This window comes from Streptomyces endocoffeicus (assembly GCF_016741935.1).
In the GTDB taxonomy this organism is placed as follows: domain Bacteria; phylum Actinomycetota; class Actinomycetes; order Streptomycetales; family Streptomycetaceae; genus Streptomyces; species Streptomyces endocoffeicus.
In genome coordinates, this window is the sequence record NZ_JAERRG010000001.1 from 1,728,140 (window position 1) to 1,744,898 (window position 16,759).

At 73.3% G+C, this 16,759-nt stretch carries 12 protein-coding genes; 6 read left to right on the plus strand and 6 right to left on the minus strand.

Going from position 1 to position 16,759, the window contains the following annotated elements:
* The first annotated feature begins 91 nt into the window (after positions 1-91).
* The gene (locus JK364_RS06505; protein ID WP_201848301.1) at positions 92-4,696 is read left to right on the plus strand and encodes a glycoside hydrolase family 2 TIM barrel-domain containing protein; all 4,605 of its coding nucleotides are present in this window, start codon (positions 92-94) and stop codon (positions 4,694-4,696) included.
* A gap of 38 nt (positions 4,697-4,734) precedes the next feature.
* Here JK364_RS06505 and JK364_RS06510 read toward each other — a convergent pair whose 3' ends face one another.
* Both JK364_RS06510 and JK364_RS06515 read right to left on the minus strand, forming a co-directional pair.
* Complete coding sequence (locus JK364_RS06510; RefSeq protein WP_201848306.1) at positions 4,735-5,238, minus strand: NUDIX hydrolase; 504 nt, start codon at positions 5,236-5,238, stop codon at positions 4,735-4,737.
* A gap of 77 nt (positions 5,239-5,315) precedes the next feature.
* Positions 5,316-6,086, minus strand: coding sequence for a class I SAM-dependent methyltransferase (locus tag JK364_RS06515; protein WP_201848308.1), 771 nt, complete (start codon positions 6,084-6,086; stop codon positions 5,316-5,318).
* Between the two features lie 136 nt (positions 6,087-6,222).
* Here JK364_RS06515 and JK364_RS06520 point away from each other — a divergent pair, with 136 nt between their 5' ends.
* The 4 genes from JK364_RS06520 to JK364_RS06535 all read left to right on the plus strand — a co-directional run bounded on the left by JK364_RS06520 (position 6,223) and on the right by JK364_RS06535 (position 10,057).
* Positions 6,223-6,795, plus strand: coding sequence for a winged helix-turn-helix transcriptional regulator (locus JK364_RS06520; RefSeq protein WP_230991331.1), 573 nt, complete (start codon positions 6,223-6,225; stop codon positions 6,793-6,795).
* A gap of 757 nt (positions 6,796-7,552) precedes the next feature.
* Entirely contained in the window at positions 7,553-8,245 is a 693-nt protein-coding gene (locus JK364_RS06525; RefSeq protein WP_201848310.1) for a peptide deformylase, read from the plus strand.
* Positions 8,246-8,447: 202 nt separating this feature from the next.
* Entirely contained in the window at positions 8,448-9,203 is a 756-nt protein-coding gene (locus JK364_RS06530) for a GNAT family N-acetyltransferase (RefSeq protein WP_201848312.1), read from the plus strand.
* A gap of 14 nt (positions 9,204-9,217) precedes the next feature.
* Entirely contained in the window at positions 9,218-10,057 is an 840-nt protein-coding gene (locus JK364_RS06535) for a lysophospholipid acyltransferase family protein (RefSeq protein ID WP_230991332.1), read from the plus strand.
* 162 nt (positions 10,058-10,219) lie between these two features.
* Here JK364_RS06535 and paaK read toward each other — a convergent pair whose 3' ends face one another.
* The gene (gene paaK, locus JK364_RS06540) at positions 10,220-11,527 is read right to left on the minus strand and encodes a phenylacetate--CoA ligase PaaK (protein WP_201848316.1); all 1,308 of its coding nucleotides are present in this window, start codon (positions 11,525-11,527) and stop codon (positions 10,220-10,222) included.
* A gap of 247 nt (positions 11,528-11,774) precedes the next feature.
* On the opposite strand from paaK, the gene JK364_RS06545 reads away from it, so the two are divergent.
* The gene (locus JK364_RS06545; RefSeq protein WP_201848319.1) at positions 11,775-12,308 is read left to right on the plus strand and encodes a hypothetical protein; all 534 of its coding nucleotides are present in this window, start codon (positions 11,775-11,777) and stop codon (positions 12,306-12,308) included.
* A 657-nt stretch (positions 12,309-12,965) separates the two neighbouring features.
* On the opposite strand, the gene JK364_RS06550 is transcribed toward JK364_RS06545, so the two are convergent.
* The 3 genes from JK364_RS06550 to JK364_RS06560 all read right to left on the minus strand — a co-directional run bounded on the left by JK364_RS06550 (position 12,966) and on the right by JK364_RS06560 (position 16,732).
* Positions 12,966-13,742 carry a sugar phosphate isomerase/epimerase family protein gene (locus JK364_RS06550; RefSeq protein WP_201848321.1) on the minus strand — a complete coding sequence of 259 codons (777 nt, stop codon included), beginning with the start codon at positions 13,740-13,742 and terminating at the stop codon, positions 12,966-12,968.
* Positions 13,739-15,682 carry a DUF2264 domain-containing protein gene (locus JK364_RS06555; protein WP_201848323.1) on the minus strand — a complete coding sequence of 648 codons (1,944 nt, stop codon included), beginning with the start codon at positions 15,680-15,682 and terminating at the stop codon, positions 13,739-13,741. The genes JK364_RS06550 and JK364_RS06555 overlap by 4 nt, the downstream gene beginning before the upstream one ends.
* 69 nt (positions 15,683-15,751) lie before the next feature.
* Complete coding sequence (locus tag JK364_RS06560) at positions 15,752-16,732, minus strand: hydroxyacid dehydrogenase (RefSeq protein WP_201848957.1); 981 nt, start codon at positions 16,730-16,732, stop codon at positions 15,752-15,754.
* Between the last annotated feature and the right edge of the window lie 27 nt (positions 16,733-16,759).

Genomic DNA, 16,759 nt, shown 5'->3' on the forward strand with positions numbered 1-16,759 from the left:
GGGACATCTTGGCGCGAGGGGGTGCGTTGGCTAATGTTCGGGCCTGTTCATTCTGGAGCGTTTCCAACCCCACAGAAGGGTGGACCACCAGATGCCCCGACGCCCCCGACGTCGCCTCCCCCTCCCCCGTTTTCCCGCGCTTTCCCGGCTTCCCCGGCTCGCCGCCGTCGCGCTGGCCCTCGCGCTCGCCGTCCCCGCCGCCCCGGCGGCAGCGGCGGACGCCCCCGCTCCCCCCGCGGATGTGTACAAGCTGCTGGAGGACCCCGAGGTCACCGCGGTCGGGCAGGAGTCCGCGCACGCCCGGATGACCCCGTACGACGCCACCGCCGAGGCCCTCGGCGGCGGCACCAGGAGCCGCTGGACCGCCTCGCTCGACGGCACCTGGAAACTCCATATGTCCGACCGCCCCGAGGAGGTGCCGAAGGACTTCTTCACCGAGGGCTACGACACCTCCGAGGACGGCTGGCGCAGCGTGAGTGTGCCGCACACCTGGCAGACGGACGGCCTGGACCATCCGGTGTTCCGGAACATCCCCACCGAGATGTATCCGGACGACCCCCCGAAGGTCCCGCACGACGTCAATCCGACCGGTGCCTACGTCAAGACCTTCGAGCTGCCCAGGAGCTGGGAGAAGCGGCGGACGTTCCTCCGCTTCGAGGGCGTCACCAGCGGCTATCTGGTGTGGGTGAACGGCTCCTACGCGGGCTATGACCAGGGCGGCTACACCCCCGCCGAGTTCGACATCAGCGACCGGCTGCACCCGGGCCGCAACACCATCGCGGTGCAGGTCCACCGCTGGGGTTCGGGGTCGCATCTGGAGGACTACGACCAGTGGCGGTTCTCGGGCATCTTCCGCTCGGTCGGGCTGTACTCCACCCCGGCCGAATATCTGCGGGACATCACCGTCAAGACCGATCTGGACGGCCGGTACCGCGACGCCCGGCTGACCGCCGAGGTCGATGTGGCCGCCAAGGGCCCGGAGCGCGCCGCGGACGACGGCAAGGCATTCGGCGACCGTAAGGTCCTCGGCACCCTCTACGACGAACGCGGACGCAAGGTGACAACGATGTCGGGGACGGTGGGCGACGGTGGCTCCACCACCCTCACCGCCGATGTGGCCAACCCGGCCAAGTGGACCGATGAGACGCCCCACCTCTACACCCTCGTCGTCCGGCTCACCGGCGCCGACGGCACGGTCACCCACACCACCGCCCAGCCCGTGGGCTTCCGCGAGATCGAGATCAAGGACAGACAGCTCCTCGTCAACGGGAAACGCATCCTCGTCAAGGGCGTCAACCGCTCCGAGACCGACCCCGACACCGGCCGGCACGCCACCCGTGAGCGCACCGCCTCGGACGTCTCGCTGATGAAACAGCTCAACATCAACTCCGTGCGCACCTCGCACTACCCCTCGGATCCGTACCTCTACGAACTGGCCGACGCCCGCGGTCTGTGGATCGACGACGAGGTGGACATCGAGACCCATCACCACGACGCCTGCCCGGACGACTGCCTGGCCGAACGGCCCGAGTGGCAGGCGGCGTTCATGGACCGCCTCACCGCGATGTACGAACGGGACAAGAACCACCCCAGCGTGCTGATGTGGGACACCGGCAACGAGGCCGGACTGGGCAAGGCCCACTACGCGATGGCCGACTTCCTGGACCGCGAGGACCCGGCCCGGCCGGTCTACCACCAGCCCAACAGCCCGGACGGCGACGCCCCGTTCGCCGATGTCTGGGGCCCGCGCTACCCCTCCCCCTCGGGTCTCGAGGAGAAGGCGAAGGCCACCACCAAGCCGATCATCATGGGTGAGTACGCCCACGCCATGGGCAACTCGCTCGGCAACTTCCGGGAGTTCTGGGATGTGGTGCGGAAGTACCCCCAGGTCCAGGGCGGCTACATCTGGGACTGGGCGGAGCAGAACATCACCCAGCCGCTGCTGACCACCCCCGACACCTCCGGCAACGACATCCTGTCGTACGTCTCCGGAAAGCCCGGTCTGGTGGCGGGGCAGCAGGGCAAGGCGCTGGAGCTGTCCGGTCTTGACGACTTCGTGGAGGTCTACCGCGATCCGAAGCTGGACGCAGTGTCGGACGCGCTCACCCTGGACGCCCGGGTGAAACCCGCCGACTGGACCGGCTCCTTCACCATGATCGCCAAGGGCGACCACAGCTATGCGCTGAAGATGCGCGACAAGGACACCCTGGAGTTCTTCGTCTACGGCGACGGGGACTGGCACACCGTCGCGGCCGATGTCCCCGACGGCTGGTACGGCTCATGGCATCGCGTCTCGGCCACCTTCGACGGCCGGAAGCTCCGGCTGCTCATCGACGGCGAGCAGACCGCGTCGGCCGACTGGACCGGCTCCGTCGGCTACTCCGCGCAGCCGGTGAACATCGGCCGCAACCCGGAGACCGACCAGGAGAACATCCGCACCCGGATGGCACACGGCACCATCGACCAGGTCCGCGTCTACCACAAGGCGCTGAGCCCCGATCAGCTGGCCGCCGACCCCAGTGGGGACGCGGTGCTGGCGCTCGACTTCGACCGGCTCGACCGTAAGGGGGACTTCCTGTCCTACGGCTCCGGGACCGGCGGGGTCGACGGGGTGGTCTCCTCCGACCGCACCGTCCAGCCCGAGGCACGCACCATGGCGGCCGTCCACGCCCCGATCCGGATCTCGGGCGAGGAGGCCCGCGCCGGGCGGGTCGAGGTGCGCAACGAGCGGTCCTTCACCGGCACCGGCGACCTCCGGCTGCGCTGGCGCCTTACCGAGGGCGCCCGCACCCTCGCCCAGGGCAGCCGCGGCCTCGGCCTCGCCCCCGGCGAGCGGAGCACCCTCCAGCTGCCCAAGCCGCCCGCCAACCCCCAGGACGCCGACCGGCAGCTGACCGTGGAGGCGGTGCAGGCGGCGGACACGGCCTGGGCGAAGGCCGGACACCGGGTGGCGGTCGAGCAGTTCGACATCGGCGGCCGCCAACTCGCGGGCACGACACCGGCGCGGGCACCGGGGAAGGTGAAGGCCACCACCTCCGGCGACCGCCTTACGGTCACCGGCGACGGCTTCTCGTACGGCTTCGACCGGGCCAGTGGCGAGCTGGTCTCCATGAAGTCCGGTGGCCGGGAACTGCTCGGCTCCGGCCCCGAGCTGGACGCCTGGCGCGCCCCGGTCAGCAATGAGATCGGCTCCGAGGAGGGGCCCTGGCGCGAGGCGGGTCTGGACCGGCTGCGCACGAAACCGGGCAAGGTCACGGTGGACGAGCGGAACGGCGAGGTCGTCGTCACCGTGCCCTCCTCCGCCGCCGCGCCCGGCGTCAAGGACTCCTCGTTCGCCCAGACCCTGCGGTACACCGTCAGCGGCACCGGGGAGCTGCGCCTCGACCACCGCGTGGAGGCCCGGGGCGCGGCGCGCAAGGTGCCCTATCTGCCCCGTATCGGGCTCTCGCTGCAAATACCCGACCGCTACGACCGGTTCAGCTGGTACGGGCGCGGGCCACAGGAGAACTACAACGACCGTAAGGACGGCGCCCCCGTGGGGGTGTACTCCACCGACGTGGACGAGCAGTTCGCCGGATACACCAAGCCGCAGGACTACGGGAACCACGAGGACGTCCGCTGGGCCTCGCTCTCCGACGGCAGCGGCGGGCTCCTGGTGTCCGGGGACTTCTCGGCCGGGGTGACCCCCTACACCGGGATCGACCGCGCCGCCTACCCGTTCGCCCTCCGCGAGGACCCGGGAGGCAACACCCTGCACCTGGACCACGCGGTGAGCGGGGTGAGCGAGACGTTCCACACCGTGCTGCCCGAGTACCAGGTGCGGCCCGCCAAGGAGTACGCCTACACCCTGCGGCTGCGCCCGCTGACCGGCGCCGAGGCCCGCACCGGCACCCCGCACGGCCCGGTGGTCTGCGCCCCCGAGGCGAAGCTCACCGCCGCCGACACCACTGTGCCGGCGGGCGGCTCCACCCCGGCCGAGCTGACCGTCACCAACCCCTGTGACACCCCGCTGCGGGATGTCACGGCCGCCTTCGGCCTGGCCGAGGGGTGGACCGCCGAGCCCGGCACCTTCGACCTCGGCGACCTCGCGGCGGGCCGGACCGCCACCGTACGGACCACGATCGCCCGTGGTGAGGGCAGCCCGGACGGTCTACGGCCCGCCATGGCCGATGTCCGCGCGACCTCGGACGGCGGCGCGCGGGTGAGCGGCTCGGCGGCGGCCGAGCTCGACGGCACACCTCCCCCGCCGCGCGGTGCGGCGGCGGTGTCCACGCTCGACTTCATCACCGCGGACAACGGCTGGGGCCCGGTCGAACGCGACCGCAGCAACGGTGAGGCCGCCCCCGGCGACGGCAAGGCCCTCACCATCGACGGCACGGCCTACGAGCGGGGCCTCGGCACCCACGCCGACTCCACGGTCGAGGTCTTCCTGGGCGGCAACTGCTCGACGTTCACCGCCAAGACGGGCCTGGACGACGAGGTGGGGGCCGACGGCAGCGTCGTCTTCGAGGTCTACGCCGACGGCGAGCGGGTGTACCGGGGTGAGACGGTGCGCGGCCCGGACGCGGCCGTACCGGTGGAGGCGCGGGTCGAGGGCGCGCAGCGGCTCCGGCTGCGGGTCACCGACGGCGGCGACGGCAACGCGCATGACCACGCCGACTGGGGAGCGGCCACGGTGCACTGCGGAACGGAATGACATGACATGACATGACAGCTGGTGGGCGCGGGTCCCGGTCATTGGCTGCCGGGGCCCGTGCCCTCCGCTCCTTCCGCGCCCTGGAGCAGCTCCGCCAGCCGGTCCAGGAACACCCGCTGCTTCGTCACCATCTTCCGGCGGGCCTCGTCCGGGCCGAACCAGGCGACCCGGTCGATCTCGGGGAACTCCCGCATCCGGCCGGAGCCCTTCGGCCACTCCATGGCGAACGTGCCGGGGGTGATGCCCGCCGGGTCCAGTTCGCCCCGCAGCGCCCAGGCGATGACCAGCTTGCCCCCGGTCTGGGTCACGGAGCCGAGCGGAACCGGCTCACCGCCGGGCGGGGCCACGCCGAGCTCCTCCTGGAACTCCCGGCGCGCGGCGGCCTCCGGGGACTCGTCCTCGTCGTACTCCCCCTTGGGCACCGTCCAGGCACCCTCGTCCTTGGTGGCCCAGAACGGGCCTCCCATATGGGCGAGCAGAACCTCGACGGCCGGGCCCGCGCCCCGGTACAGCAGGAGCCCCGCGCTGCGCTTACGAGTCACGGTGCCCAGTGTGCGCCCACGCGGCCGGGGCGGGGTGCCGGGCTCACCGTTCAGCCCTTACGGGCGCGACCGAGGTATCAGCCCTTACGGGCGTAGCCGAGGTAGGTGACCAGCGGCCGGGCGTCCGGGGCGAGGACGAAGTCGACGATCGGCGGGATCTGCTCATCGGTGATCCGCCCCCGGCGGCGCGCCATGGTGGCCTTGACCAGGCTGCGCGGATCCTTGGGCTTGAAGTCGCAGATGTCCTCGTTGCCCAGCCCCTGCCGCTCCAGGGCGGCGGTCAGCTCGGCGGGGGTGCGCAGCCGGGCCGCCGTGTAGCGGCCGGCGGGCATGATCCGGGTCATCGGGACGCGCTGGAAGGCGCCGAGGTAGATCAGCCGGGAGAGCAGGGTGCGGTTGACGGTGTCGTAGATCAGTACCCCGCCGGGCCGCAGCACCCGGGCGGCCTCCGCCAGCACCCGGTCCAGATCCGGGGTGATCTCGAAGGTGTCCGCGTAGTAGGCGAGGTCGAACGCGCCGTCGGCGAGGCCGAGTCGCTCGGCGGGCGCGGTGCGGTAGTCGATCCCGGGGTGCTCGCGCTCGCCCGCCTCGCGCGCCATCTCGGTCGCGGTGGCGGAGGGGTCGACGGCGACGACGTCGAAGCCGAGCCCGGCCACCCCGCGAGCCAGCAGCCCGCGGCCGCTGCCCACGACCACGGCGCGGCTTCCGGACGCGGACAGGTCCACGCTCTTGAGCGTGGTGCGGACGTACTCCAGACGGCTGTCCTGGAAGGTGACGGCCCTGATCTGACGGCCGTCGACGGCCTCGGGCGACCGTGAGTCCAGTTCGATGTGCGGGGCGGCGGCCATCGTCTTCTCCCTCACGGATGCGCGGATGCGCGGATTCACCGGTGTCTGGGGCGGCCCGGACGGGCTCGTTCGCCGGGTTCCCCGAGGAAACCTAACACCCTTAAGTTCCCTCGGGGAACTCGGATAGGGTCGGGTCATGACCCGTACTCCGCTCGCCGATGTGGCCTGTTCGATCGCCCGCGCCACCGATCTGTTCGGCGATGCCTGGACGGCGCTGATCATGCGGGATGTGCTCACCGGGGTCACCCGCTTCGACGATCTCGCCCGTGACCTGGGCATATCGCGTAAGGTCCTGGCCGCCCGGCTGTCCCGGCTGGTCGAGGAGGGGGTGCTGGTCCGGGAGCGATACCAGGAGCGGCCGCCGCGTGAGCACTATCGCGCCACTCTCAAGGGCGAGGAGCTCTATCCGGTGCTGCTCGCGCTGATGGAGTGGGGCGACCGCTGGTACGCGGGCCCCACCGGGCCCCCGGCCCGGATCCGCCATCTCGGCTGCGGGCGGGACACCACGCCGGTGTCCGCGTGCGCCCACTGCGGGGAGCCCCTGACCGTCGGCAACACCACCCAGCTCCCGGGCCCCGGCGGGCGCACCGGCCCCGGCACCCGCGTGCTGGGCCCGCTGCTCGCCGCGCGGGCCGACAGGCGGGAGGACGACAGGCGGGGCGACAGGCGGGAGGACACCCCGGAGGCCGGGCGCCCGGCGGCGGTTTGAGCGAATGGCACGGGGCACTCGGCACAGCAGCCGGGCATCCGACCACGAGGAGCGCCGACCTCGCTGGTCTCCCCGTCCCCGCCCCTTCCCGATACCGAGGGCTTCGCCCGCGGACCCCCGGGGTCTGGGGGCGAAGCCCCACCACGCGGCGGAGCCGCATATCGGTGCTGCGGGAAGGGGCGGAGCCCTGGTCCGAGGTCTGGGGCGGATGCCCCGGGTTTCGGGGTCTGGGGCGGAGCCCCGGTTTCGGGGCCTGGGGCAGAGCCCCGGTCGCGGGGCCTGGGGCAGAGCCCCGGTCCAGAGCCTGAGGCGAAGCCCCAGCTTCGAGGCCTGGGGCAGAGCCTCGGTCCGGGGCCTGGGACGGAGCCCCGGTCCGGGGTCTGGGGCGGAGCCCCGGTCCGGGGTCTGGGGCGGAGCCCCGGTTTCGGGAAGGGGCGGGGAGGGGAACAGCCCGCCGCAGGCGCCAAGCTCCGCCGGACACTCCCCACGGCCACGGGAAGGCTGCCGCCCCGCGTGCACAACGGGGAGAGCACCGCGGAGCGGCAGCGGCCGAGCCGGGAGACTCGGCCGAGCCGCGGGGGCGTGGGATGTTCCCCGGCGGCTCCTCACACGTCTACGGAGCCCATCGCTGCGCTGTTCACCCTTTGTCCGATGGTGAGCGCCCGCGCACGAGGGCGCCCGACTCCCGGCCCCCGACCCGCCCCCGCCCCCGCCCCCCGAATTGCCGTGGCGTGATCGTCTTGCCAGGCTGTCCCCCATGCCGACCACCACCCTGTCCGAGCTTGTCGACGAACTGCTCTCCGGGACCCGCCCGCTGCCGATCCTCTCCGCGGGCATCCCCGTGCTCCGGCGACCGGCCCTGCCGTACGAGGGCCAGCTGGCCGCGGACCAGCTGGACCGGCTGCTGACGGCGATGCGGGAAGCCATGCACTCCGCGCCCGGCGTGGGGCTCGCGGCCCCGCAGATCGGTGTGCCGCTGCGGCTGGCGGTGATCGAGGACCCGGCGGAGGTGACGGCCGAGGTGCGCGAGGCGCGCGGCCGGGTGCCGCAGCCGTACCGGGTGCTGGTCAATCCCCGCTACGAACCGGTCGGCGACGGCCGGGCGGCCTTCTTCGAGGGGTGCCTGAGCGTCCCCGGCTGGCAGGCCGTGGTCGGCCGCCCGGACCGGATCCGGCTGCGCGGGCAGGACGAGACGGGACGGGAGCTGGACGAGGAGTTCACCGGCTGGCCCGCGCGGATCGTCCAGCACGAGACCGACCACCTCGACGGCGTCCTCTATCTGGATCTGGCCGAAACCCGCTCCCTGTCCTCGGCCGAGGCGGTAAGCGACTACTGGTCCCAGCCCACCCCCGCCACCGCGGCCCATTCACTGGGCTTTCCGCTCCCGAGCGCCACCGGCGCCACCGGCGCCACCGATGACAGCGGCGGCACCGGCGCTACCGCTCCGTAACCACGGCCGACCTGCGGCATGTTTTCGTCATCGACTGGCAGTCGCCGAATCACCGCACGGACACTGTGACGTACGTCGCCACGGCAAGACTGGTGGACGCCCCGGTACGCGCCGCCTCCGCGTACCGCACGGCGAGTGAGGCGTTTCTTCCGCTCTTCCCCAGTCCCCACCGCTCCTGACTTCCCTCGAACGGAGAACAGGAATGTCCGTGCTCACGACGTCCACGACGGCGCCCACCAGCTCGTACGTCACCTCGATCGCCCACACGCAGGAGCAGATCCACGCCGCCCAGCGGCTGCGCTACCAGGTGTTCGGCGAGGAGAGGGGCGGCCGGCTGGACGCGGCGGTCGACGGCCGCGACGTGGACGAGTTCGACGAGGTCATGGACCACCTGATCGTCACCGACACGTCGACGGGCACCGTGGTCGGCACCTACCGGCTGCTTCCCCCGGGGCGCAGTGCGCGGCTCTACTCGGACACCGAGTTCAATCTGCACGGCCTTCCGGCCGAGGTCCGCTCGTCCATGGTCGAGGCCGGCCGCGCCTGTGTGCACGCCGACCACCGCTCGGGTGCCGTCATCAACCTGATGTGGGCCGGTCTGGCCCGCTATGTACTGCTGTCCGGCCACCGCTACCTCGCGGGCTGCGCCTCGGTGCCGCTGGCCGAGGGCGAGCAGGCCGCCGCCAACGCCTGGCTGCTGGGCACCACCAAGCACGCCGCCCCGCCGGAGATGCGGGTCCACCCGCTCGACCCCTGGATACCCTCGCGGCCGCTGGACGGCGAGCCCAGCTACGCCGATCTGCCGCCGCTGCTGCGCGGGTATCTGCGGGTGGGCGCCTGGATGTGCGGCTCCCCGCAGCACGACCGGGCCTTCAACGACGCCGACTTCTTCGTGCTGCTCGACACCGAGCGGATGAACGACCGTTACCGCCGCTACTTCCTGGGTGAATCACAGTGACCGTCCCGGCCGCGATGAGTCTGCCCGCACACGCCTGGGCGGCCTGGTCACCGTGCACCACCGGCTGTGTCGCCCACGCCGCCGACCGCGTCCCGGCCACCCGGGTCGCCCGGCGGGCCGCGGTCTTCGGCCGGGCGGTGCTGGGCGCGCTGGTGTCCGGCCGGCGGATCGCCGAGCCCGAGACGCTGCGGGCGCGGGCGGCGGCGCTGCTGGACTCCCTGGGCATCCGGCTGGAGGTGGCGGGCGACAGCACGCTCAGCGCCCCGGGGACCACCGGCACGCTGATCGTGGCGAACCACATCTCCTGGATCGACATCATCGCGCTGCTGTCGATAGAGCCCGTGGTCATGCTGGCCAAGCGGGAGATCGCGGGCTGGCCGCTGATCGGCCCGATGGTCACCCGCGCGGGGACGCTGTACATCGACCGCGACTCGCTGCGGGAACTCCCCGCGACCGTACGGGAGATGGCGGCCCGGCTGCGCGACGGCCAGTCGGTGATGGCCTTCCCGCAGGGCATCACCTGGTGTGCCGGCACCGGCGGCAGCTTCCGCCGGGCCACCTTCCAGGCCGCGCTGGACGCGGGCGCGCCGGTGCGCCCGGTGACCCTGGACTACGTCCAGCACGGCGCCCCGACCACGGTGGCCGCCTTCGTCGGCGAGGACGACTTCGGCCACTCGCTGCGCCGGGTGATCCGCGCCGACGGGCTCACGGTGCGGGTGAATGTGCACCGGCCGCTGCGGCCGATGCGGGACGTCGACGACCGGCGCCGGGTCGCGGCGCAGGCCCAGGCGACCGTGTGCGGGGCGCGGCTGCCCCTCCATCACGAGGTCGCCGCCCTCGGGCTGGCACGCTGAGAAGCGCTCGGGCCGGCACGCTGAGAAACCCTCGGGCCGGCACGCCGAGAAGCACTCGGGCCGGCACCTGAGAAACCCCTCGGGCCGACACGCCGAGCCCATGCGCCCCGGGTCCCGTCCTGTCCACGGACGGCGCCCGGGGCGGCTCGGCCCGGTGTCCGCTCAGCCCTCCATCCGCAGGTCCTTGACCCGGCGGATCTTGCCCACGGAGCGCTCCAGCGTCTCCGGATCCACGACCTCCACCTCGACCGTGAGCCCCACCCCGTCCTTGACGCCCCGCGCGATCGCCGTGGCGGCGTCCGCGCGCCGCTCGGGGCCGACCCCGGGGCGTGCCTCGATCCGCACCGCCATATGGTCCATCCGGCCGCGCCGGGTCAGCTCGAGCTGGAAGTGCGGGGCCACCGACGGGACCCGCAGCACGATCTCCTCGATCTGGCTGGGGAAGACATTGACTCCGCGCACGATGAGCATGTCGTCGCAGCGGCCGGTGATCTTCTGGATGCGCCGGAAGGCGGGGCGGGCGGTACCGGGCAGCAGCCGGGTCAGATCCCGGGTGCGGTACCGGATGACAGGGAGCGCCTCCTTGGTGAGGGTGGTGAAGGTCAGCTCCCCCTCCTCGCCACCGGGCAGCACCTCATCGGTGAGCGGGTCCACGATCTCGGGGTAGAAGTGGTCCTCCCAGACGTGCAGCCCGTCCTTGGTCTCCACGCACTCCTGGGCCACCCCCGGGCCCATCACCTCCGAGAGCCCGTAGATGTCCACCGCGTGGATGTCCATGCGGTCCTCTATCTCCCGGCGCATCTCCTCCGTCCAGGGCTCGGCGCCGAAGATGCCGACCTGGAGGGAGGTGGAGCGGGGGTCGACGCCCTGCCGCTCGAACTCGTCCAGGAGCGTGAGCAGATAGGAGGGCGTGATCATGATGATCTCGGGCCTGAGGTCCTGGATGAGCCGCACCTGCCGGGCGGTCATCCCCCCGGAGGCGGGGATGACGGTGCAGCCGAGCCGCTCGGCGCCGTAGTGGGCGCCGAGGCCGCCGGTGAACAGGCCGTATCCGTAGGAGATGTGCACCTTGTGGCCGGGGCGGCCGCCGGCCGCGCGGATCGAGCGGGCGATCACCTCCGCCCACACCGACAGGTCGTGCTCGGTGTAGCCGACGAGGGTGGGGCGGCCGGTGGTGCCGCTGGAGGCGTGGAGCCGCCGCACCTCGCTCTGCTCGACGGCGAACATCCCGAAGGGGTAGCTGTCGCGCAGATCGGCCTTGGTGGTGAAGGGGAACCGGGCCAGGTCCTCCAGGGTGCGGCAGTCCTCGGGGCCGACCCCGGCCGCGCGGAACTTCTTGCGGTACACCTCGACGTGGTCGTACGCATGGCGCAAGGTGGCGCGCAGCCGGGTGAGCTGAAGCGCCCTCAGCTCCTCGGGGCTCATCCGCTCGGCGTCGTCGAGCGGAGCCCCGCTCAGCGGTTCCACCATGGGCCGTCCACCACCTCCGGATGCCGACCGAACATTCGGTTACCGTTCGGGCGCGGTCCAGTAATCCAGCATCCGACCTGGCTGTCAAGGGTCCGGGCATCCCCGTGCGCGCCCGGCCCGGCGGAGACCGGCGCGGAACGCCACGGAGCGGCGCGCGGCCGGTGAACGATCGGCGCCCGCCATCCGTACCCGTAGACGCGGGGGGACACCGCCGCACCCCGGATCCGACGACGCGAGAGGGCCTTTCATGTACGACGCCGCCGATGCCGACGCTCCGCACCCGGTCCGGACCGCCGGCCGCGCCCCGCGCCGCCACGGCCCGCGCGCGGTGGCGGCCGTGGCGGCCGTGGGCGCGCTGCTCGCCATCGCGGGATGCGGCGGTGGCGACGGTAAGGCGGACGCCAAGGCGGAGACCGGGGGGAACGGGGGGAACGCCGCGCGGCCGAGCGCGAGCGCCAGCCCCACGCCCAAGGCCGCGCGGGTGGAGCAGCTCGCCTCGGCCGCCGGGTGCGAGCCCGAGTTCACCACCAAGGTGGACGACTACCGCCAGGCCGTCTGCAAGAACTCCAAGGGCAAGTTCCTCTTCCTCGACTTCGTCACCGCCAAGAACCAGCGCGACTGGCTGGAGACGGCGCAGATGTACGGCGGGGTCTATCTGGTCGGCAACCGCTGGGTGCTGTCGTCGTCGCCCCGGAAGAACATGGAGGAGTTCCGGGAGCGGTTCGGCGGCACCATCGAGGAGGGCACCTCCTACGGGGGTGCGTCCGGCACCTCCAAGTGATCACCCGTCCATTACTCGCCGCCGATCCCGTGTCCGGCGGTTCTCTCCCCTCCCCGCCCCTTCCCGAACCAGGGGCTCCGCCCCTGGACCCCGGGTCAAGAGGCGGAGCCCCACCACGCGGCGGAGCCGCATATCGATCCGGCGGGAAGGGGCGGAACCCCAGTCCGAGGTCTGGGGCGAAGCCCCCGCCCCGAGCGCGAGGCGGAGCCCCCGGCCCGGAGCCCGAGGCGGAGCCCCGGCCCGGGTCTGGGGCGCAACCCCGACCCGAGGCCCGGAGCACAACCCCCGCCCAGGGCCCGGAGCACAACCCCCGCCCTGGGCCCGGAGCGCAACCCCGACCCAGGGCCCGGAGCGCAACCCCGACCCGGGACCCAGAGCACAACCCCCGCCCAGGACCGGGGGCGCAACCCCCGCCCAGGACCGGGGACGCAACCCCCGCCCAGGGCCCAGAGCACAACCCCCGCCCAAGACCCGGAGCACAACCCCCGCCCGAGGCCCAGAGCACAACCCCCGCCCAAGACCGGGGGACGCAACCCCCGCCCAGGACCCAGAGCACAACCCCCGCCCGGGGCCCAGAGCGCAACCCCAACCCGGGGTCTGGGGCGGAGCCCCGGTTTCGGGTAGGGGCGGGGAGGGGAGCAGCGCCCGCCGTAGGCGCTAGACGTCGGCGAGCGCCCGCAGCGTGGCCGCCTCCCGGGGCAGCAGCCGCTCGTCGTCCTCCGGTACGAACTCCAGCAGGACATCCAGCGGCGGGCCGTCGGCGGACAGCTCGGCCCGGTGCGCGAGCAGCCGCTCGAAGGCGCTGCGCCACAGCGGGGCGCGGGCGGTCAGCGGCAGCCGGGTGGTCCCGGGCCACCAGGAGAAGGCGTGCACCGCGGCGATCCGGTCCCCCAGCGCGTCCAGCCCCTTCAGCGCCTCGGCGTCGGGCATGTCGACGGGCGGCTGCCAGTACGTGGCGACGTCGGCGCGGTCCACCTCCTCCAGCAGCCGGAGGGTGTGGTCCGCGCCGTCGGTCAGGGTGTTGCGGTGGAACTCATAGGCGAGTTCGACCCCCGCGTCCGCGGCTTGCGCGGCGGCGCGCCGGGTGTCCTCGACCACCGCGCGGCGCCCCTCGGGCGGGGTCTCCGCCGTGCCCGTGACGCCCGCCCAGATCCGGACGCGCGGTGCGCCGAGCGCCACGGCCGAGCGGAGCACCGCGTCGAACTCCTCCGGATCACTGTGCCCGGCACGGTAGTAGGAGCCGTACGAGGCGACGGCGAGCCCCGCGTTCACGGTGGCGTCGCGGACCCGCCGGGCGGTGGCCTCGTCGCCGGGCGGCACATGGACGTCACCGCCCCATTCGACGCACTCCAGGCCCGCTCCGGCCACGGCGGCGATCACCCGGTCCGGGTCGAGCCGGCGCAGGGTCACCGAGCAGATGCCGAGCCTCGTCACGCCCCCACCTCCGTGACGGTGGGCGCGTCGCCCGCGCCGAAGTCCACCACGAAGGCCCCGCCGTCCGCCGGACGTACGGTGACCGCGAGCCCGTTCACCTCGGCGGTGGCGAGATCGGCGAGCGGGGCCGGGTCGCGCTCCCCGGTGAGCGAGGCCAGCGCGACGAAGAGGGTGCCGGAGGGGTCCTCGCCGACGGTGCCGGTGAGTTCGGGGACCAGGGCCCACGGCCCGTACGCGGTGCCCTGCGGCGCCCGGACCGCGGTGGCGGTCGCCCAGCCGTGCAGTCCGAGGAGCTGACCGGTCACCTCTCCCCCGTCCAGCCGTATCTCGGCGCCCTCCTCGGTCTCCGCGGGGGTGCCCGGGGGCAGGGCGACCGCCCAGCCGCTGTGGTGGATCCGGGTCCCGGCGGGGACGCCCGCGGTGCGGTGGATCCGCACTTCGAGGCGGCCGCGGACGAGGGTCAGGCTGTCGATGCGGATCGAGGGCACCTTGGGGCCGCCGTCGGGGAAGGCCGGGGTGTGGGAGGAGGCGAGCCAGTCGGGGCCCGCGGCCAGGGGGTGGACGCGCAGCCGGGCGGTGCGCACACCGCGCTCTTCGAGGGCGATGTGGTTGTCGGGGGTGTTGTCCGCGCTGGTGGGGCCGGTACGGGTGGAGTAGGCGAGCCGGGCGTAGAGCGGATCGGCGGGCCCGTGCTCGGCCTCCCAGGGGCGGAGCTTGTAGCTGCCGTGGTTGTGCAGCCGCACCAGCCCGTCCCGGCCCGTGGTCTGGACGAGGAACCCGGCGGCGGGCAGCGCCAGCGCCCGGTCCGGCCCCTCGGCGGGCGCGGCCTCCTCGGTCGCGGTCCACACCGGGTGGTCGGGCGGGAGCAGCAGGGCGAGGAACCCCTTGGAGGCCCAGTAGGGCGAGCCGGGCCCGGAGTAGCGCTGCAGGGTCGCGGCGTGCGGCCCGTACCAGCCCAGGCTCAGCACCCCGTCCTCGGTCAGCGCCCCGCGGTCCAGGAAGTGGCGCAGCGCTCCGCTGAGGAGGCGGCGGGTGGTGCCGGGGGCGAGGGGGGTGTGGCCGGTGAGGGCGCCGAGTCCCACCGAGGCTCCGGCGGCGAAGCGGTAGGTGAGGGAGCGGCCGTGGTGGATGGGGGCGCCGTCGGCGTCGAAGAGCAGCGAGAAGCCCTCGAGGAAGGTGCGCAGCCGGGGGCCGAGCCGGTCCAGGAGTTCCCCGTCGCCCGCGAGATGGGCGTGGAGCAGCGGGTACATGTGCAGCGCCCAGCCGTTGTAGTGGTCGAACGACCGCCCGTCGCCGTCGGAGTACCAGCCCTGGCCCTGGTACCAGCCCTCCAGCAGGCCGAGCCCACGCTCGATGGCGCGGGCCGTCTCGGCGTCGCCGCGTCCGACGGACTCCAGGAAACCGGCCACGGTGAGGGGGAAGAGGTACCAGTTGTTGGGGGCGGGCTGGTGGCGCAGCGCCCCGCGCAGCCACTCCTCGGTGCGGTCCTGGGCGTCGGACGGCAGGGCCTCCCAGGTCCACGGCGCGGTGAGCCGCAGGCCCAGGGCCACGGACGCGGACTCCACCATGGGCTGGCCCTGGGCCCCGTGATGGCCGATCACCGGCCAGGACTCGGCGTCCCCGCGCCCGGGGGTGAGGGTGCCGCGGGCGATCCCCTCGGTGTAGCGCTCCAGGATGCCGTGCTGGTCCTTGCCCGAGGCCCCGGCGGCGCGGAAGGCGGCGAGGAGGAAGGTGCGGGCGAACCCTTCGAGACCGTCGGAGCGCACCCCGGACCTGGACGGCGGGCCGGGCAGGTCGATCAGGGCCTGGCCGGGGGTGGCGTAGCGGAGGGCGGCGTGCAGCATGCCGTCCGCGGCGGCCTCCCAGTGGGCGCGGGTGTAGCCGGTGTGGGGGCTGAGGGTGCGGTCGTCGGCGGGGAGGAGGAAGGGGAGCTCGGGCATGGTGGGGTGGGCCTCCTGGGGTCGCGGGACGTGAGAGGGCGCGCGGATGGATGGGGTGGCGCCGCCCTCTTATGCCGAGCGGTCGAGGATCTCCGGTCGTACGGGGTGGGCGAAGGGGTGGCCGGTGACGTAGTGCTCGATCTCGCCGATGGCGAGGTCGGCCAGGCGGCGCAGCTCACCGCTCTTGGATCCGGCGATGTGCGGGGTGATGAGCGCGTTGTCGCAGTCGTAGAGCGGGGAGTCGACGGGCAGCAGCTCCGGCACGGTGACGTCGAGGACGGCGCGGATCCGCCCGGCCACCACCTCCTCGGTCAGCGCCTCCTGGTCCACCACCGCCCCGCGCGCGGTGTTGATGAGCGTGGCGCCGTCCGGCATGGCGGCCAGCAGCTCCCGGCTGACCAGCCCCTGGGTGGCGGGCAGCAGGGGGGTGTGGACGCTGATGACATCGCTGCCGGCGAAGAGTTCCCGCAGGGGCACCTGGCGCGCCCCGAGTTCCTTCGCCTCCTGAGCGGTGACATACGGGTCGTACAGCAGGAGGTCGAGGTCGTACGGGCGCAGCAGCTCGATCACCAGGCGGCCGATGGCGGAGGCGCTGAGGATGCCCACCGTCCGGCGGTAGTTGCCCGCGTCCGGATAGCGCTCGTTCCAGTCGATCGTGCGCCGCTCGGCGCGGTAGTCCCGGGCGATGTCCAGGACGCGCTTGTTGGACAGCAGGATCATGGCGACGGTGTACTCGGCGACGGGCACGGCGTTGGCCGCGGCCGCCGAGGACACCTCGATGCCGCGCTCCCAGCAGGCGTCGGTGATGTGGTGGCGCACGGTGCCCGCGGTGTGGACCACGGCGCGCAGCCGGGGCGCGGCGTCGAGCGTGCGGCGGTCCAGGGGCGGGCAGCCCCAGCCGGTGACCAGCAGTTCGGTGTCGGCGAGGGCGCGGCGGGCGGCCGGGGTGGTGAAGTCGTCGAGGACGAGGCCGGGGTCGAGGTCGAGGAGGTCGATCAGCCGGTCCAGGCTCGCGGGCCCGAGCACCTGCCGGGCGGACCGCTCGGCCATGGCCAGGACGGCACGGGGGCGACGGCG